Source organism: Planococcus sp. 107-1, assembly GCF_021513255.1.
Lineage (GTDB): Bacteria > Bacillota > Bacilli > Bacillales_A > Planococcaceae > Planococcus.
This window is the reverse complement of the sequence record NZ_CP090977.1, coordinates 3,474,823-3,492,403: the sequence shown is the minus strand read 5'-3', so window position 1 is coordinate 3,492,403 and position 17,581 is coordinate 3,474,823. Positions and strand designations below refer to the sequence as shown.

The window sequence follows — 17,581 nt, the reverse complement described above, 5'->3', positions numbered from 1 at the left end:
GCTAGCAAGTTAGCCTCTTCTTGCACCGCGGCCACCGCGTTTAGATTCTGTAGCGCGTTTTAAAGAAGTCAAATTGTCTTCGCTTTCTTTTAGGAACTTCGCCATTTTTGTTTCAAAGTTCTCTTTAGGAGCACGCTCAAACGAACGGTTGTTGCTTGGACGTGGACGTTGTGGGCGGTCTGGACGCTGTGGTGCGCCTTCTGGCTGCGGCTTCGCTTTACGAATTGAAAGGCCGATTTTTCCATCAGCTTCCACATTCATAACCTTCACTTCTACCATTTCGCCAACTTTAAGATGGTCATTGATGTCCTTGACATAATTGTCAGCGACTTCACTGATATGCACGAGGCCTGTTGCACCGGTTGGAAGCTGAACGAACGCTCCAAAATTTGTAATACCTGTAACTTTACCTTCTAACTTGCTGCCTACTTCAATCGACATAAAAAAAATGCTCCTCCTTAAAAATTAAAATGACACCGACTTGGGCCATAAACTCTTTATAACGGGCACGTGTCCCACTTTTTATTATAACCATCAAAAAAAGAGTGTCAACTGACTACTCTTTTTCATCGGCTTTTTCTTTTGTTTTTGGGTCCTCATTTGGCAGGGTGAAAATGATTTCCCCGTCCTCAGATAAAAAGTATTCTTTACGCGCTAATTTCGCAATGTATTCATCATCGTTCAACAACAAAATCTGCTCTTCGAGTTTCTTCTGCTCTTTTTCCGCTTTTTCAAGCGAAGCCAGTGTTTCCGCCCGCATCTGCTCTTTTTCAGAAATGGTCTGGGATTGGGCATAAATAGTGGTGCCGATCCAAATGCTCGCCATGAGCACCAAAATACCGAAAACAGACAGACGTCTGAATAACCGGACTTTATGGGCTTGATGACGCTTTTCTTTCCGTTCAACCGAGCGGACATAGTCATTGCGAATTGAAGCGACTTCGCGCTGCTCCGACGGCTTTTCTCTCTTCAAACTCATGACTCTTCCCTCCTCCGACTCACTTTGTTGCCATTATACATGAAAAACCCAGTAATTATAAGGTTTTTTTGCAATTCTTACTACTTTTGAAACATTTCTGGGAAAAAAATTACTTGAACATTCTTTTAAATTAATAAAAATACTGTTGACTTAATTTTTATACATTATATAATAATAGTCATTATTCAAAAACGCTTGATTTTATTCATAAAAATACTTTTTACTCAAATGAAAATTTATAAATATGCATTATTAATGAATAAAGAATGGAGTGGACATATGACAGGCTTGTTAACACTTTCGAACGGAATCAGCTTTAAAGGGCAGTGGCACGGCGCTAAAACAGCCATTCAAGGCGAAATTGTTTTTTTCACGGGCATGACGGGATACGAAGAAGTGTTGACTGACCCTTCCTATAAGGGACAGATCATCGTCTTTTCTTATCCATTAATCGGCCAATACGGCATCCAAAGCCAGCATATTCAATCAGAGAAGATTCAGGCAGCTGGAATTGTCGTAGTGGAGCTTTACGAAGGGCCTTTAGAAAAAGGGGCCATTTCCCTCGGTGACTTTGCAGCAAGGGGCCAAGTTCCGATTTTAGCCGGCGTAGACACTCGCTCCATTATTCAGATTGTCCGCGAATACGGGACGATGCAGTCAGAAATGAGCCCATTCACTTCTTCCGTAATTTCATGGAACCCCATCCAAACCGACTTTTTCCCGGAACACCAGCACACAGAGGAAATTACAGTATTCGGCGATGGAGACATTCACATCGGCCTAATTGATTTCCATTTTAAATCTTCTATATTAACGGAATTGCTGCAGCGCAAATGCAAAGTCAGCATTCTCCCCTATAATTTACTGACTGAGAAGCTGGATGCACTTCAACTGGACGGCTTGCTGTTTTCCAACGGCCCTGGCGACCCCGCTGCCTTAGCCCCGCTGTTTCCGGTTTACCGGGACTGGGCAGAACGCTATCCCACTTTCGGGATTTGCCTCGGCCATCAGATTATCGCTTCCGCTTTCGGCGCCCGAACGACGAAATTGCCTTATGGCCATCGCGGCGCCAATCATCCAGTCATCCATACAAAGACGCAGCAAGTGACAATGAGTTCCCAAAATCACAGCTACGTCGTAGAAGATGCAAGCATATCGGAAACGCCGCTTTCCATTCTTTATAAAAACGTCAATGACGGCAGCATCGAAGGATTGAGCCATCCCGAACTTCCGCTACTGACGGTCCAATTTCATCCGGAAGCAGCGCCAGGACCCGCTGAACACCAAGAACTATTCAGCCAGTTTCTCGCATTAATCCAACAGAAAAAGAAGGTGACCTTACATGCCTAAAAAGCCCGCCATCCAAAAAGTGCTAGTGATCGGTTCCGGCTCCATTGTCATCGGACAAGCTGCCGAATTCGATTATTCAGGAACTCAAGCCTGCCTTGCTTTGAAAGATGAAGGCATCGAAGTGGTTCTCGTCAATAACAACCCGGCCACGATCATGACGGATAAAACCATTTCCCATAAAGTCTATTTCGAACCGCTGACAGTCGACAGCCTTGTCCGCATTCTCGAAAAAGAACGTCCCGATGGTTTGCTCGCTACAGTCGGCGGACAAACCGGATTGAATTTAGCAATGGCTTTATCGGATTCCGGCATCCTCGCCAAATACGGCGTCTCGCTGCTTGGCACCGATATGGATTCGATCAAGCAAGCAGAAGACCGTGAACAGTTCCGTGCACTGATGAATAAATTGGAACAGCCTGTCCCAAGCAGCGATATCATTTATTCCATTGAAGAAGCATTGAAATTTGCCGATACAGCCGGCTATCCATTGATCGTCCGCCCTGCCTATACTTTGGGCGGTTTTGGCGGCGGCATCGCTGCAAATGAGGCTGCATATGTCTCGCTTGTTGCACAAGGTTTAAGCGCGAGTCCTATCCAGCAATGCCTGGTAGAAAAAAGCATTGCCGGCTACAAGGAAATTGAATATGAAGTGATGCGCGACCAAAACGGCACCTGCATCACAGTATGCAATATGGAAAATATGGATCCTGTCGGCGTACATACAGGCGACTCGATTGTAGTGGCTCCGAGCCAGACATTGAATGACCGCGAGTACCATATGCTCCGTACTGCATCGATCAACATTATTGATGCACTCGGGATTGTCGGTGCCTGCAATGTCCAATTCGCCTTGCATCCTGAAACTTCCGCTTATTATTTAATCGAAGTCAATCCCCGGGTCAGCCGTTCTTCGGCGCTTGCTTCTAAAGCGACCGGCTACCCGATTGCAAAAATTGCAGCGAAACTGGCGATCGGATACACCTTGGATGAATTGAAAAATCCAGTGACCGGTACGACATTTGCGAGTTTTGAACCTGCACTCGACTATGTCACCGTGAAAATTCCGCGCTGGCCATTTGATCAATTCCACCAGGCGAACCGCACACTCGGGACGCAGATGAAAGCGACTGGCGAAGTGATGGCCATTGAACGCAGCATGGAAGCCGCTTTCCAAAAAGCGATCCGCTCGCTCGATATGCCGCTCGACGGTTTCCGCTTGCCGGCACTCGCTGAATTGCCGACAGCGACTCTAGAAAAGATGGCCTCAGAACCGGACGACCGCCGGCTCTTCGTGCTGTTCGAATTGCTGATCCGCAATAAAACCGTAAAGCAAGTGCAGGAAATGACTGCAATTGCCCCTTACTTCTTATACGTTTTGAAGCGCATCGTTGATGAATGGCATAAATTGCATTTATTGTCCTGGAACAGTATGACCTATAGCCGCTTAAAGCAAGCGAAAGCGCTCGGTTTCAGCGATAAGCAATTAGCCGATCTGTGGCATGTCTCTCCGGCTGAAATCTGGGGCCAGCGCAAAAGCTGGAGCCTATTCCCTTCTTACCGGGTGATTGATACATGTGCGGCGGAATTCCGTTCGCAGACCAATTACCTGTACTCCACTTGGAACGGCCAGGCGGACGAACGAAAATCTACGAAGAAAAAAGTGGCAGTGATCGGGTCAGGCCCTATCCGGATCGGACAAGGCATCGAATTCGATTATTGCTGCGTGCATAGCGTGCTCGCTCTTCAAAAGCATGGCTATGAAGCCATTATGATCAATAACAACCCAGAGACGGTATCCACCGATTACGAAATCGCGGATGCGTTGTATTTTGAACCGATGACGGCTGAAGACATTTTGAATGTGCTCGACTTCGAAGGCATCACGCAAGTCATCGTCCAGTTCGGTGGCCAGACTTCACTGAATGTGGCAGCGGAACTGGAAGAGGCAGGCATCACAATTCTTGGTTCCGAAGTGGATCTATTGGATCAAATGGAAGACCGGGAACGATTTTATGGATTTTTGGAATCGATCGGCCTGCCTGTTATTCCAAGCTTCACAGCTGGGACACTGGAAGAAGTTCAAGAGTTTGCCGGCATTCTCGGCTATCCGGTCATGCTGCGTCCGTCTTACGTCATCGGCGGCAAAGGCATGACGGTTTTGCATGACGAGCAAGAATTACAACAATGGCTGATGCAAACGGCCATGTCTTACCCCGTACTCGTGGATCATTTCATTACCGGAAAAGAAGTGGAAGCGGATATTTTATCGGACGGAGAAAATGTATGGATTTCCGCTGTCTTTGAGCATATTGAAGGCACCGGCGTCCATTCCGGCGACAGTATTTCCATTACGCCGCCAGTTTCGCTGTCTTCCGAAGCACTCGCAAAATTGACAGCGACCGCGCGGCATATCGCAGGCAATATGAAATACACGGGTTTATTCAACATCCAGTTTGTTTACGAAGGCGATCAATTATTCGTCATGGAAATAAACCCGGGCTTCCCGTACTGTGCCGATCAGCTCAAAAGCCACCGACGTCCCGCTTGTGCAATTGGCGACGGCATTGATGCTCGGTGTGCCTTTTGAGGAACTCGGCATCGAGGAATTATACAATGGACAACCGGAATATACCGTAAAGGCTCCGGTGTTTTCACATATTAAACTGCCGGGCTTGTCCGCTGTCCTCTCACCTGAAATGATGTCGACGGGAGAAGTCATCGGCAGCAGCCGGGACTCCAGTCTTGCGATGCAAAAAGCGCTGGACGGTGCATCTCAGCAATTGGCTTCACTAAAAGGCGGCGGCACCATTTTCATTACTGAAGCCTCGCTTCCGCTGATTGATGAGAAATTCTGGAAAGATCAAGGCTTCGCCTTTCAAACAGAAACAGCGACGCCGTTTGAAGAGTGGCTGAAAACGGACGATAAGAAAGCGTATATCGATTTAGTCCCCGATCCCGATAAAATCCAGGCAGCTGCAGCTGCTGTCCACCGTCTTCACGTTTGGACACGCACAGAAACCATCGGTGCTTTTCAAGAACATGTCAAAGCGATCAACGGAAATACGAAAGGAGTGCTTGTACAATGACCACGATTTTGCCCTATGCCCCACAGCTTGCCCAAAAACACATGCTGTCGCTAAAAGATTACAGCAGCTCAGAGATTTTGGATTTGCTTGAGCTCGCTGCAGAATTGAAGAAACCGGAAAACAAATACCTGCCTTTATTGGAAGGCAAAGTGCTCGGCATGATCTTCGAAAAATCGTCCACCCGTACACGTGTGTCTTTTGAAGCCGGCATGCTGCAGCTCGGCGGCCATGCGATGCATCTCAGTACACGGGACATCCAGATGGGGCGCGGTGAAACGATTTCAGATACCGCACAAGTTTTATCCGGCTACCTCGATGGCATCATGATCCGGACATTTGACCAGGCAACGGTCCAGGAAATGGCGGACCATAGTTCGGTCCCGGTCATCAATGGGTTAACAGATGATTTTCATCCATGCCAAGTGCTTGCCGACCTCCTGACGATCCAAGAACATTTCGGCAGCTGTGCAGGAAAGAAAATGGCTTATATCGGTGATGCCAATAATATGGCGAATTCACTGATGATCGGTGCAGCGAAAGTCGGAATGGACATCTCCATCGCGTCTCCTGCCGCTTATGCACCGAAATCTGAAATGGTTGAACTGGCTCAAACGATTGCACTGCAAACTGGGGCAACCATACAGATTACAATCGATCCCGTCGAGGCAGTCAAAGGCTGTGACGTGATTTATACGGATGTCTGGGCGAGCATGGGCCAGGAAGCGGAAGCGCTGGAGCGTCTGGAACATTTCCAGGGGTATCAAGTGAACGAAGAACTGGCAGCGCATGCGAACCCGGATTATATTTTTATGCACTGCCTTCCTGCCCACCGCGAAGAAGAAGTATCGACCGCCGTTCTTGAAGGTCCGCACTCAGTCGTTTTCCAGGAAGCCAAAAATCGATTGCATGCACAGAAAGCTTTGCTTGTTGCCTTAATGGCCGACTAATAAACACAAAAAAGCTGTTCCAGAAGCGTTTGGCTTCCGGAACAGCTTTTCATTTTCCAAACCCTCACGCTTCGTCATCGATGAATTCGGGTTCTACTTTATCCAGCTTTTCTTCTTTTAAGATGGTGTACATATTGGCCGTCTCTTCTTTTCGGGCATTTTCTTTCAACATATCCACACGCACCGTTACGACTTTCTGCCCGAACCGGATCTGCAATTCGTCATTTTCTTTGATGACCGAGCTTGCTTTTGCTTTATTGCCGTTTACGGTAATCCGTCCTTGGTCAGCTACTTCTTTTGCCAAAGTCCGGCGTTTGATCAAGCGTGAAACTTTCAAAAATTTATCCAGACGCATCGTCATTCTTCCCTTCTTGCCAATGTTTTGGCTTCGTTCCAAAATTCATCTAATTGCGCTAATGTATAATCGCTGAAATTGCCGCTTCCTTCGCTGACGCGCTTTTCAACATGGCTGAAGCGCTGCTGGAATTTCCGGTTGGCATGGACCATGGCCTCTTCAGGCGACAATTGGTAAAAGCGGGCAATGTTGACGAGGGTAAACAGCAGATCGCCCAGTTCATCGAGCTGCCGCTCTTTGGAACCTTTCGCCGCTTCCGCTTGAAACTCCTGCAATTCTTCCGCGAATTTCTCCCATGCCCCATCTGCATCCGACCAGCTAAAGCCGACTTTCGCCGCTTTTTTCTGGTAATTGTAAGACGTCATCAAAGAGGAACTGTAGCGTTCCTGTCCGCCAAGAATGGAAGCCGACTGCGGTTTTTCCTGTGCTTTGATCGCTTGCCAGTTTGATACAACTTCATCTGATGTTGCCGCTTCGGCATCACCGAAAACATGCGGATGGCGGCGGATCATTTTGGCGCTGACCGTTGACAGCACATCTTCCAGCTGGAAATAGCCATTGTCCTGGCCAATTTGCGCATGCAGGAATACTTGGAGCAGCACATCGCCCAGTTCTTCGGCTATCGCTTCGTCATCTTCTTCTTCAATCGCCTGGAGCAGCTCGTGGGCCTCTTCCAATAGATACGGACGCAATGATTCATGCGTCTGCTCCCGGTCCCAAGGGCAGCCTTCAGGGCTTCTTAAACGGGCAACGATTTGGCGGAACGTCTGCCATTCTTTTAAGCGGTCCATCTGATCCACGGCTGGCGGCACGTAAATGGTCGTTAAATTATCCACTTCCGTTGCACGGTCCAGCTCATAGAGCGGAACCTTCCGCAACACTTCGTTTGCTGAACCCGCCGCTGTCACGATGGTCACCTCGTAGTCTTCCGGGTATTTTTCCATTAGCGTCAATTTCACTTCTGAAGCACTAAAGGAATCGTAGACTTGTGCAATCAAGACATGCTGCGCCATATTCACATCGTCGCTTGCCATCGCTGTGCCATCGAGCAATTGAAATCCTTCAATCGGATCGATGCGGAGCGCTCCGAAAATCGGATCCAGGAAGCTTTGTCCCCCCTCAATCACTAAATGGAAATCTCCTTTTTTTCAGCTTCCACTAAATATTGAACCGTCTGTTCAGCGACCAATGGATGACCCGGTACCGCATAAATGAGGGATTGCTCTTTGGATAACGCAATCAGCGTATCTGCGATTTCCGCGTAGACCGGTGCAAAGGTATCGTGTTTTTCGTAAATGGCATCGAAAGAATTAAAAGTGACGCCTTCCTCCGCCAATTCCTTTAAGACAGGATGGTCTTCAGTCCGCACATATAACTCTGCAGCATTTTTTATTTTTTTATAAACGCCAAGCGGCAGTTGATCCAAATCTCCTGCGCCCAGCCCGATTACTTGGATGGTGTTCATATACGATCTCCTTTTTTTCTGGCGTTCAATTTCAATTGAAGCCCTGCCAATTTCCTGCCGAACGGAATGATAAACCATTCTTTTTCCGTGATGATGCGGCTGCGCGCAACCACAACCAGAAACACAGCCGCACCGAGAAGAACGGCCGTCACGGCGATAAAGGCAGCAGACAAGCGGCTCCCGAACCCGTCGAAGACGACGCCATCAGCGAACCATGACCAACCGGTGACTGCAAATGCCATCGCCGCAGAAGCAGCTAAAATCCAGCCGTAATAGCGAGTAGGCGCCAATCGGATCGGCCAGACACGTTTAAAATACAGCAACAAGCCGAAAACGATGAATGCGAGCCCGAGATTTCCCGCAAGCGCAGCACCTGTCACTTCCCAAAGCGGAATCAACAGCCAATTGCCGATGATTTTGATCACGACGCCTCCCGCTAATAGCCAAGCAGGAATCTTCACTTTTCCTAGTCCGTAGAGCAAGGAAGTCAAAACCAGCAATAACGCCATCCAGACGATCTGCCAGCTGAAAACGATCAATGCCGCTGATTCCTCACGGGTTTCAAACAGCATTTCATTGACATACGGCATGACTAATGACAAACCTACCGCTGAAGCAAAAGCAAATAAAAACGATACGCGGAAAGCCAATTGCGCATAGGCTTGAGCCGGTCTTCCGGTTGGTTTTTTCGCCATTTGGGCAACAAGCGGCACGATGGCAAGTGCAAGCGATGTCGCCATGAGAATGCCGAATTGCACGAGCGGCTGTCCTCTATCGTAGACCCCTTTTTGCTCCATTGCCGAAATTCGGTCGATCCCCGCCTCAGTCAACAGACGAAACACGGAAAACGAATCGACCAATTGAAAAAACAGCAGGATCAATGAACTCATGCTGATGCTTAAACTGATCACCGTCATTTTTTTTATGATCAGCCATGGACGGATCGCTGTTGAAGAAGGTTCTCTTCGATTGTAAGAACGACGGAAATAATAGACAAGCAAGAGTACTGCTGCCAGTTCCCCGACAGCGGCACCGAGTATGGCCATGCTTCCCGCCGCATACAACGAATAGCCCGCCATGACCACTAGCCATGAACCGAGTAAAATGACCGATACCCGGATCGCCTGTTCCATCACTTGCGCATAGGCGACGGGCTGCATATGATTTCGGGATTGGAAATGCCCTTTCATCACAGCAATCGGTGCCATCAGCAATACCGCTAAAGCGGCAATTTGCAAAAGCGGAGCAAGGTTCCGGTCGCCCATCCAACCGGCCAACCCTTCCGCTCCTAGAAACAGCACCAAAAAAACCACTAGCGATACGGCCGCAATAAAACCGAGAGAGATCCGCAAAATCACACCATGTTCCTGTTTTTCTGAATCAGCGAGCAGCTTTGAGACCGCTACTGCAAAACCATAGGAAGTCCAGACACTGAAAATGCCGACAAACGGATACACTTGCTGGTAAATATAAAAACCCTGGTCACCGACTAAGTTCTGGAAAGGCACGCGGTAAATGGCACTCAGCAATTTGACGATAAAGCCCGCCATCGTCAAAAGGACTGCGCCTTTCATAAATGTTTTCATTGTTCCTTCATTCGCCAACGGGCTTCACTCATTCCCTCTACAAATTAACTGACCGGCTTTTCTTCCCGAAGCGATTCCGGAAGCAGCTTCATCATGCCTTCAAGCACATCAAACGGATGATGCTTCTTGGTTTTGTTTTCATCAATGGTCATCACCAGCTGCTGTCCAGCCATACTGAAACCGACAGCGCGGCCGTAAGCTGCCGATTCTTCGACGAGCTTGCCGCCATTCATCGCAGAAGTGCCTTCTGCTGATAGCTTGATTGTAATGATTTTTCCGGTTTGCTTGATCGACTCGACACCGGTCAGGCGCGCCCAAACTTTCATGCGCGCTACACTCAGCAAGCGATCGGTCTCAATCGGCATATCGCCGAACCGGTCGATCAATTCATCTTGCAGTTCGGCAACTTCCTCTTCTGTTTCGATGCCTTTGACGCGTTTATACATCTGGATTTTCTGGTAGCCGTCGCCGATGTAGCTGTCTGGAATATAAGCATCCACATCCAGCGAAATCTCGACTTCCGGAATCTCCTCTTTTTTGATGCCGGTGCGGCGCTCTTCGATGGCCTGCTCCAGCATCTGCGAGTACAGATCAAAGCCGACGGAATCAATAAAGCCGTGCTGCTGCGAACCGAGCAGATTTCCGGCACCGCGAATGGACAGATCCCGCATCGCAATCTTGAAGCCGGATCCAAGTTCCGTAAATTCCTTGATGGCCATGAGGCGTTTTTCCGCTACATCGGTCAGCACTTTATCGCGCTGGTACATAAAGTACGCATAAGCGACACGGCTTGAACGGCCGACGCGGCCACGCAATTGATACAATTGCGATAAGCCCATACGGTCCGCATTATGAACGATCAAGGTATTGACGTTCGGAATATCGATCCCGGTTTCAATAATTGTCGTCGTTACGAGCACATCGTAGTCGCCGTCCAGGAATCCGAGAATGACAGACTCCAATTCCGTTTCCGACATTTGCCCATGGGCATGTCCGATACGTGCTTCCGGCACCAAGGCTTGAATTTCCTCCACTTTCCGGGTCATATCATCCACCCGGTTATAGAGATAGAACACTTGGCCGCCCCGTGCCATTTCACGTTCAATCGCTTCGCGCACAAGGGCACCGTTATGTTCCATGACATAACTTTGCACCGGGAAACGGTTGGCCGGCGGTGTTTCGATAACGGAAAGGTCACGTACGCCAATCATGGACATATGAAGCGTCCGCGGAATTGGTGTCGCCGTCAATGTCAAAACGTCCACATTCGTTTTCATTTGCTTAATCTTTTCTTTATGGGTAACCCCAAAGCGCTGTTCTTCATCGATGATCAGCAGCCCTAAATCTTTATAGCCAATGTCTTTGGATAAGATACGATGCGTTCCGACGACGATATCAACTGTACCGTTACGTAAGCCTTTAGCGGTTTCGGTTTGCTGCTTTTTCGAACGGAAGCGGCTCATCAGCCCAACCGTAATCGGGTAGTCTTTAAACCGTTCGCTCATCGTTTCAAAATGCTGTTGGGCGAGAATCGTCGTTGGCACTAAAAAGGCCACTTGTTTGCCATCAAGCACTGCTTTGAATGCGGCACGAATCGCCACTTCGGTTTTGCCGTAGCCGACGTCGCCGCATATCAAACGGTCCATTGGCCGTTCTTTTTCCATATCGCGCTTTACTTCGGTGATCGAACGCAGCTGATCCACGGTTTCTTCATAAGGGAATTCCGCTTCGAATTGGCGCTGCATGTCCTGTTCTTCGGAAAACGCATAGCCTTTTAATGCTTCGCGTTCCGCATAGAGTTTAATGAGGTCATCGGCGATATCCTGAACCGCAGCGGAGACTTTCCGATGCGTCTTCTTCCATTCCGCTCCACCCATCTTATGCAGCTTCGGTTCTTTTTCTTCGGAAGCAATGTACTTCTGGATTAAATCGATTTGGTCGACGGGCACGAATAATTTGTCATCCGCTTTATAGACAATGTGCAAATAATCTTTATGGACGCCGCCGATTTCCAAAGTTTCAATACCGACATAACGCCCAATGCCGTGATGGATATGGACAATATAATCGCCAGGTTTGATTTCCGAATAGCTTTTAATGCGCTCCGCATTGGTCAGCTTTTGCGGGCGCGTCTTTTTCTTCGCCTGCAATTTGAACATTTCCGCATCCGTAATGACCGCCAAGCGCTGAAGCGGCATTTCAAATCCGCCGGACAAGTCGCCATCGACTAAATACATGTGGCCGCCTTGCACATTGGTCGCAGCCGTAATGATTTCTGCTTCCATTCCGTAGTCTTCAAGCACTGAACGGACTTTCCGCATCCGCTCTTCGCCTTCTGCGATGATAAACACTTGGAACTTAGCTAGCGTCCAGCGCTCCACTTCCGCTTTCAGCAAATTCATCTGTCCGTGGAAAGACTGCATCGGCTTGCACGAATACGTAATCGATTTCTTCACTTGAATCGACGGGAATGTCCGGACGAATAAAGAAAGAAAAGCAACTTGCTGCTTTGTTTTCTGGAGCACTTCACGGAACGTATACGACAGCGGGAGGTCCTGAAGGAACTTTCCTTCTTCGAGCAGCGAAACGATCCAATCGCCTTCTTCCCGCTCCAAGGTTTCGGTCATTTCCTGGATTCTGCCAAGTTCATCAAAGAAAATGACGCCATTCCCCGGGAAATAATCGCCTAAGAATGCCGATTGGCTGTCCACCAATGCTGCATACTTCGCCACTTGATCCGGTACATTGCCTTCCCGAAGCATGTCGATATCATGCTGGATATGCTGAAGCAACGCTTCTTTTGTGTCGTCCGCTTTCACTTTTTTCAATGTAGCAGCTAGCTTCTCCTCGATTTTCTCTGCCAATTCCAGCTTTTGCAGACGCGTCAGCACCAATTCACTGGCCGGCAAGATGCACAAGGATTCCATCTTATCGAGTGAACGCTGGTCTTCTGCTGAAAACTGGCGGATGGAGTCGACTTCCGTATCAAATAGCTCAATGCGGGCTGGGTGTTCAAAATTCAAAGGATAAATATCCAATATTCCGCCGCGCAAGGCGAATTCGCCTGGAGTCGTGACCATCGGCGTACGTGAATAGCCCATCGCCACCAATTTCCCAATCCATTCTTCTGCATCGACTTCATCTCCTGTATGGGTACGCAAGGTTGAAAATTCCCATTGCTCATGGGATGGCATCAACTTCCGCATCCCTGCAACCGGCGTGATGTAAATGCCTTTTCCGACATTTTTCATGTGATCCAGCGTATCAATTCGGTGGGCGCGCAGTTCCGGGCCGGAGAATGATACATCTGCCGCTATCAATTCATCTGCCGGATAGAGATGGACAAGCTCTTCCCCCATCAATTTGACCAAGTCATCATAAGTGCGCTGTGCATGCAATAAATTCGGCGCTACAACCAATAATGGGGTATTTGATTCAGCCCAAACCGTCTGATAAAAAATAGGGCGTGCACTGCCGGACAATCCTGAAATCAATTGATGGTCCTGCCCTTTTTTCAAATCTGCAATCAATGCCTGCGTATGAGAATCCCCAGCAAACGATTTTAATATACGATCCATCCCGATTCCTCCTTTCAAAATAAACAGTGTATTCGTGATTTTCCTGCCTCATTCAGAAACAGAAAAAAGCTCTGGACGCTGTTTGCGCCAAAGCGAAATTCTATTTAACGGCTGCATTATAATCATTCATGACTTCAAGATACGGTTTAGAAAGCCATAACTCACAGGCTTCTGCGCTTTTCTTGATCGCTTCGGAAATTTCCGGAGCCTCGGATTCCGAGAAACGCGCGAGCACGTAATCCGGCACTTTCATCCCGGCAGGCGGGCGGCTGATGCCCACACGCATGCGATTGAATTGCTGAGTGCCCAAATGTTGAATGAGCGATTTGATGCCGTTATGTCCCCCGGCACTGCCTTTTTGGCGAAGCCGCAGCTGCCCGGTAGGCAAATCCAGATCATCATAAATAACCACCAAGTCTTCAATTGCCACATCGTAATAATCCATTAAAGCGCCGACACTCTCACCTGACAAATTCATATAAGTCAGCGGCTTCAATAGCATGACTTTTCCTTCCGGCCGGTGGATGATCGAGTACATTCCTTTGAACTTCGACTGAGTCAAAGGGGCATTCCATTTGGATGCCAAATAGTCGATTACTTGAAAACCGACATTATGCCGGGTTGATTCATATGCTTTCCCGGGATTTCCCAGGCCCACAATCAATTTCATAGCCATCTTCCTTTGCTGTTTTCACTGCTTCACATTTTACCACAAATACTTATTAAAACAGAAAAATAGGGGCTGTCTCTCGACAGCCCCTTTTCTTTTTTGATTAAGCTTCTTTTTCGCCGTCTTCAGCGTCGCCATTGATTACTTCTGGTTCTCCAGCTGCATCTTCAGCAGGCGCTTCAAGTTCATCCAACTCTTCTTGAGAACGAGGAGCTGTAACAGAGACTAAAATGAAGTCATCTTCATCTAAAATTTCATACGAAACGTTTCCACGGATATCGCCGACTGTCAACGTGTCGCCAATCGCTAGATTAGAAACATCTACTTCCAATGAGTCCGGAATGTCAGAAGGCTTGACTTTAATTGTCACTTCGCGGTTAGGCTGATTGACAACGCCGCCTTCTTTTTCTCCTGGAGATTCGCCGACCATATGGACAGCCGCTGAAACTTCAAGTTCATCAGACATGTTAATTGCTAAGAAATCGACATGCTCAAAGTTTCCTTTTAACGCATCTCTTTGGAAATCATTCAATACTACGTTTATGGATTTTCCATCAATCTCTAAATTGATGACGCCATTGCGTCCAGATTCACGCAAGGTTTTAATCAAATCAATTTCTGATACCACTAAAGGAGTGGTTTCTGTCTGGAAGCCGTAAACGACTCCAGGAACATCGCCTTTTCCTCTTAATTCAGTTAACGATGAATGCGGTGTACCGCTTTCTCTTTTTTGTGCTGTAATTTTTGTGCTCATATTCTTCATCCTCCAGTTTAATTATGCATAGTGAGTATTTACCCTATCTTGCAAAAGCCAAACCTTTCAGGAAAATGAGCTGTATAAACAGCGTAAAATTCATTTACTCATTTAAGTGAAATTCCGCGATGTAGCTGCGAATCGATTTGTGGTTCCCCATTCTTCATTTCAGCTTACCGAGGTTTCAAACTCAGTCAAATAATGTGCTGACAGATTTTTGTTCGTGTACGCGGACGATTGTTTCAGCCAATAATTTCGCAACAGACAGCTGCTTGATTTTTGGCGATTTCTTTTCTTCCGGCAACGCAATTGAATTCGTGATGATCAATTCTTTGATGACAGAATCGTTGATGCGGCCGACAGCAGGCCCTGAAAGAACCGGATGTGTACAGCATGCATAGACTTCTTTTGCTCCGCTTTCGATCAATGCGCTTGCAGCAATTGAAATCGTTCCTGCTGTATCAATGATGTCATCGATGATGATGGCCGTTTTGCCTTCCACATTCCCGATGATGTTCATGACTTCTGCTACGTTCGGACGCGGACGGCGTTTATCGATAATCGCGATCGGCGCTTTCAGGCGATCCGCCATTTTGCGGGCACGCGTTACACCGCCATGGTCAGGAGAAACAACGATAACGTTTTCCAAATCGATGCCGCTTTCTTTTAAGAAGTAGTCTGAAATAAGAGGCACAGCTACCAAATGATCAATCAGGATATCAAAGAATCCTTGAATTTGAGGAGCATGCAAATCGAGTGCAATGACACGAGTCGCTCCTGCAGTCTCTAATAGGTTTGCTACCAATTTAGCCGTGATCGGTTCACGTGAACGGGCTTTGCGGTCTTGGCGCGCATAGCCGTAATAAGGCATTACAACGTTTACTGTACGAGCAGAAGCACGTTTGACAGCATCGATCATAATTAATAATTCCATCAGGTTTTCGTTGACCGGCTGTGAAGTAGATTGAACGATGAAGACATCATAGCCGCGGATGCTTTCTTCGATATTGATCTGGATTTCACCGTCGCTGAAATGGGTGACTGAGCTTTTTCCTAATGGCAAACCTACGTGTTCTGCAATTTCCTCTGCTAATCCTTGATTGGAATTCAATGAAAAGATTTTCATTTTAGTGGTCGCTGCATCAATTTGATAACTCATTACGTGTGTAGCCTCCTATTTTTTCAGGTTTAATTTACTGACATAGCCTTCTTTGTTTTCTTGCCGAGCGCGTGCAATAGCTAAGGAATCTGCTGGAACGTCTTTTGAAATCGTTGATCCCGCTGCGATAAACGACCCTTTGCCGACTGTCACCGGTGCAACCAAGTTGGAATTGCAGCCAATAAACGAATCGTCTTCAATCGTTGTCAAATGTTTATTTTTACCGTCGTAATTGACCGTGATGCTGCCACAGCCGATATTGACGTTTGTTCCTACAAGGGCATCTCCGATATAGCTTAGGTGGGAGACTTTGCTGCCGTTTCCGACAGTGGATTTCTTCACTTCGACAAAATTGCCGATTTTCACTTCATTGCCAAGCTCTGTTTCCGGACGCAAGTGCGCAAATGGCCCAACTGCTGTATCTTCTCCGACTTTGCTGTCGTAGACATGCGAAGAACGGATTTCTGTCCGGCTGCCAATCGTGCTATTGCTGATATGGCTATTGGATGTGATGATGCAATCTTCACCGATCACTGAGTTTCCTTCAATCGTTACATTCGGCTGGATAATTGTATCCGCCCCGATTACCGCTTCTGCGCTGATATAGGCAGTTGCTGGATCGATGATCGTTACACCTGCACGCATATGCTTTTCAGCGATGCGGCTGCGCATGATTCCTTCAGCTTGGCTCAAAGCGACACGGTCGTTGACGCCAAGTGTTTCTTCAAAGCTGTCCGTCGCGTAAGCCGCAACCACTTCGCCTTGTTTTTGAAGGATTTCAATGACGTCTGGCAAGTAATATTCGCCTTGTGCATTGTTATTTGAAACGTGTTTCAATGCTTCAAAAAGCGCTTCATTGTCGAAGCAATAAGTGCCGGTATTGATTTCTTTCACTTTCTGCTCTTCTGCAGAAGCATCTTTTTGTTCAACGATTTTTGAAACGCCGCCTGTCCCGTCGCGAAGAATTCGGCCATAGCCGGTTGGGTTCTCGGCAATCGCTGTTAAAATGGTAGCTTTCGCTGCCGTTTCTGCGTGATGGCTAAGCAAAGCTTCCATCGTTTCTGGACGGATCAATGGTGTATCGCCGCAAACGACCAAAGTCGTTCCAGGCAAACCTTCGATCATGGAAGCCGCCTGCTGGACAGCATGCGCCGTTCCAAGTTGTTCTTCCTGCAGCGCATACTCGCTTTTTTCTCCAAGCTGCTGCTGCACTTTTTCAGCACCGTGGCCGACGATTGTAACAATTTTTTCAACACCCAATTGTTGTACATTGTTAGCAACATGCTCTACCATCGGCATGCCGCAAACAGGGTGAAGCACTTTATAAAGCTTTGACTTCATGCGTGTTCCTTGCCCAGCAGCTAAAATGACTGCGTATGTATTTGTCATATAGTCGATCCTCCGTCTGTATGTATTTATTATCTATTTGTCCCATATTCCCTGTTCTGCCAACACGTTAACTAAATCTCCAAAAAAAAACGCCGATTCGACGATTTGGACTTTGCGTATGGAAACAGAACACGTTAACAAGCGATTGATGAGTAAAAAAGTGCTAATTTGAAAGCTTCTGTTGAATGTCTAACTCCTGCACTATCCTTAACTATATCCGAAAAACCTTGATTTTTCAAGGTTTCGGGGCATGACAATCCGAT

Annotated in this window: 13 protein-coding genes and 1 pseudogene; 4 read left to right on the top strand and 10 right to left on the bottom strand. The window is 47.5% G+C overall.

Features of this window, described 5'->3' with window-relative positions; translation table 11 throughout:
• Positions 1 to 9: 9 nt before the first annotated feature.
• Both L0M13_RS18135 and L0M13_RS18130 read right to left on the bottom strand, forming a co-directional pair.
• Positions 10 to 441 (bottom strand): S1 domain-containing RNA-binding protein, encoded by a 432-nt coding sequence (locus tag L0M13_RS18135; RefSeq protein WP_235197775.1) that lies wholly within the window; start codon positions 439 to 441, stop codon positions 10 to 12.
• A gap of 115 nt (positions 442 to 556) precedes the next feature.
• Entirely contained in the window at positions 557 to 979 is a 423-nt protein-coding gene (locus L0M13_RS18130; protein ID WP_235197774.1) for an FtsB family cell division protein, read from the bottom strand.
• Positions 980 to 1,258: 279 nt separating this feature from the next.
• Here L0M13_RS18130 and L0M13_RS18125 point away from each other — a divergent pair, with 279 nt between their 5' ends.
• Genes L0M13_RS18125 through argF form a run of 4 tightly spaced genes read left to right on the top strand, consistent with a single transcriptional unit; the run spans position 1,259 to position 6,362 of the window.
• Positions 1,259 to 2,329, top strand: coding sequence for a carbamoyl phosphate synthase small subunit (locus L0M13_RS18125; RefSeq protein WP_235197773.1), 1,071 nt, complete (start codon positions 1,259 to 1,261; stop codon positions 2,327 to 2,329).
• Positions 2,322 to 4,916, top strand: a complete 2,595-nt coding sequence (carB, locus tag L0M13_RS18120; protein ID WP_235197772.1) for a carbamoyl-phosphate synthase (glutamine-hydrolyzing) large subunit — start codon at positions 2,322 to 2,324, stop codon at positions 4,914 to 4,916. Before L0M13_RS18125 ends, carB begins: the two co-directional genes overlap by 8 nt.
• On the top strand, positions 4,840 to 5,415 hold the full coding sequence (locus L0M13_RS18115) for a hypothetical protein (protein ID WP_235197771.1): 576 nt from the start codon (positions 4,840 to 4,842) through the stop codon (positions 5,413 to 5,415). Before carB ends, L0M13_RS18115 begins: the two co-directional genes overlap by 77 nt.
• Entirely contained in the window at positions 5,412 to 6,362 is a 951-nt protein-coding gene (argF, locus tag L0M13_RS18110; protein WP_235197770.1) for an ornithine carbamoyltransferase, read from the top strand. The genes L0M13_RS18115 and argF overlap by 4 nt, the downstream gene beginning before the upstream one ends.
• Positions 6,363 to 6,426: 64 nt before the next feature.
• Here argF and L0M13_RS18105 read toward each other — a convergent pair whose 3' ends face one another.
• The 8 genes and pseudogenes from L0M13_RS18105 to glmU form a co-directional block, all read right to left on the bottom strand.
• Positions 6,427 to 6,717, bottom strand: a complete 291-nt coding sequence (locus L0M13_RS18105; RefSeq protein WP_235199352.1) for an RNA-binding S4 domain-containing protein — start codon at positions 6,715 to 6,717, stop codon at positions 6,427 to 6,429.
• Positions 6,718 to 6,719: 2 nt separating this feature from the next.
• Positions 6,720 to 8,182, bottom strand: a pseudogene (gene mazG / locus L0M13_RS18100) (nucleoside triphosphate pyrophosphohydrolase).
• Entirely contained in the window at positions 8,179 to 9,786 is a 1,608-nt protein-coding gene (locus tag L0M13_RS18095; protein ID WP_235197769.1) for a putative polysaccharide biosynthesis protein, read from the bottom strand. The pseudogene mazG and the gene L0M13_RS18095 overlap by 4 nt, the downstream one beginning before the upstream one ends.
• Positions 9,787 to 9,812: 26 nt before the next feature.
• A complete protein-coding gene (mfd, locus tag L0M13_RS18090; RefSeq protein ID WP_235197768.1) occupies positions 9,813 to 13,346 on the bottom strand; it encodes a transcription-repair coupling factor in 3,534 nt (1,177 codons plus the stop codon).
• Positions 13,347 to 13,446: 100 nt separating this feature from the next.
• Positions 13,447 to 14,016 carry an aminoacyl-tRNA hydrolase gene (pth, locus tag L0M13_RS18085; protein WP_235197767.1) on the bottom strand — a complete coding sequence of 190 codons (570 nt, stop codon included), beginning with the start codon at positions 14,014 to 14,016 and terminating at the stop codon, positions 13,447 to 13,449.
• A 103-nt stretch (positions 14,017 to 14,119) separates the two neighbouring features.
• Positions 14,120 to 14,770: a 50S ribosomal protein L25/general stress protein Ctc gene (locus L0M13_RS18080; protein ID WP_235197766.1), complete on the bottom strand. Its 651-nt coding sequence runs from the start codon at positions 14,768 to 14,770 to the stop codon at positions 14,120 to 14,122.
• A 190-nt stretch (positions 14,771 to 14,960) separates the two neighbouring features.
• On the bottom strand, positions 14,961 to 15,929 hold the full coding sequence (locus L0M13_RS18075) for a ribose-phosphate diphosphokinase (RefSeq protein WP_235197765.1): 969 nt from the start codon (positions 15,927 to 15,929) through the stop codon (positions 14,961 to 14,963).
• 15 nt (positions 15,930 to 15,944) lie between these two features.
• Entirely contained in the window at positions 15,945 to 17,318 is a 1,374-nt protein-coding gene (glmU, locus tag L0M13_RS18070; RefSeq protein WP_235197764.1) for a bifunctional UDP-N-acetylglucosamine diphosphorylase/glucosamine-1-phosphate N-acetyltransferase GlmU, read from the bottom strand.
• Positions 17,319 to 17,581 lie beyond the last annotated feature (263 nt).

Excerpts from the sequence above, each read along its gene's own strand:
- L0M13_RS18075 (WP_235197765.1), bottom strand. The coding sequence starts at position 15,929 with ATGAGTTATCAAATTGATGCAGCGACCACTAAAATGAAAATCTTTTCA.
- L0M13_RS18130 (WP_235197774.1), bottom strand. The coding sequence starts at position 979 with ATGAGTTTGAAGAGAGAAAAGCCGTCGGAGCAGCGCGAAGTCGCTTCA.
- glmU (WP_235197764.1), bottom strand. The coding sequence starts at position 17,318 with ATGACAAATACATACGCAGTCATTTTAGCTGCTGGGCAAGGAACACGC.
- L0M13_RS18105 (WP_235199352.1), bottom strand. The coding sequence starts at position 6,717 with ATGCGTCTGGATAAATTTTTGAAAGTTTCACGCTTGATCAAACGCCGG.
- argF (WP_235197770.1), top strand. The coding sequence starts at position 5,412 with ATGACCACGATTTTGCCCTATGCCCCACAGCTTGCCCAAAAACACATG.
- pth (WP_235197767.1), bottom strand. The coding sequence starts at position 14,016 with ATGAAATTGATTGTGGGCCTGGGAAATCCCGGGAAAGCATATGAATCA.
- carB (WP_235197772.1), top strand. The coding sequence starts at position 2,322 with ATGCCTAAAAAGCCCGCCATCCAAAAAGTGCTAGTGATCGGTTCCGGC.
- L0M13_RS18135 (WP_235197775.1), bottom strand. The coding sequence starts at position 441 with ATGTCGATTGAAGTAGGCAGCAAGTTAGAAGGTAAAGTTACAGGTATT.
- L0M13_RS18125 (WP_235197773.1), top strand. The coding sequence starts at position 1,259 with ATGACAGGCTTGTTAACACTTTCGAACGGAATCAGCTTTAAAGGGCAG.
- mfd (WP_235197768.1), bottom strand. The coding sequence starts at position 13,346 with ATGGATCGTATATTAAAATCGTTTGCTGGGGATTCTCATACGCAGGCA.
- L0M13_RS18080 (WP_235197766.1), bottom strand. The coding sequence starts at position 14,770 with ATGAGCACAAAAATTACAGCACAAAAAAGAGAAAGCGGTACACCGCAT.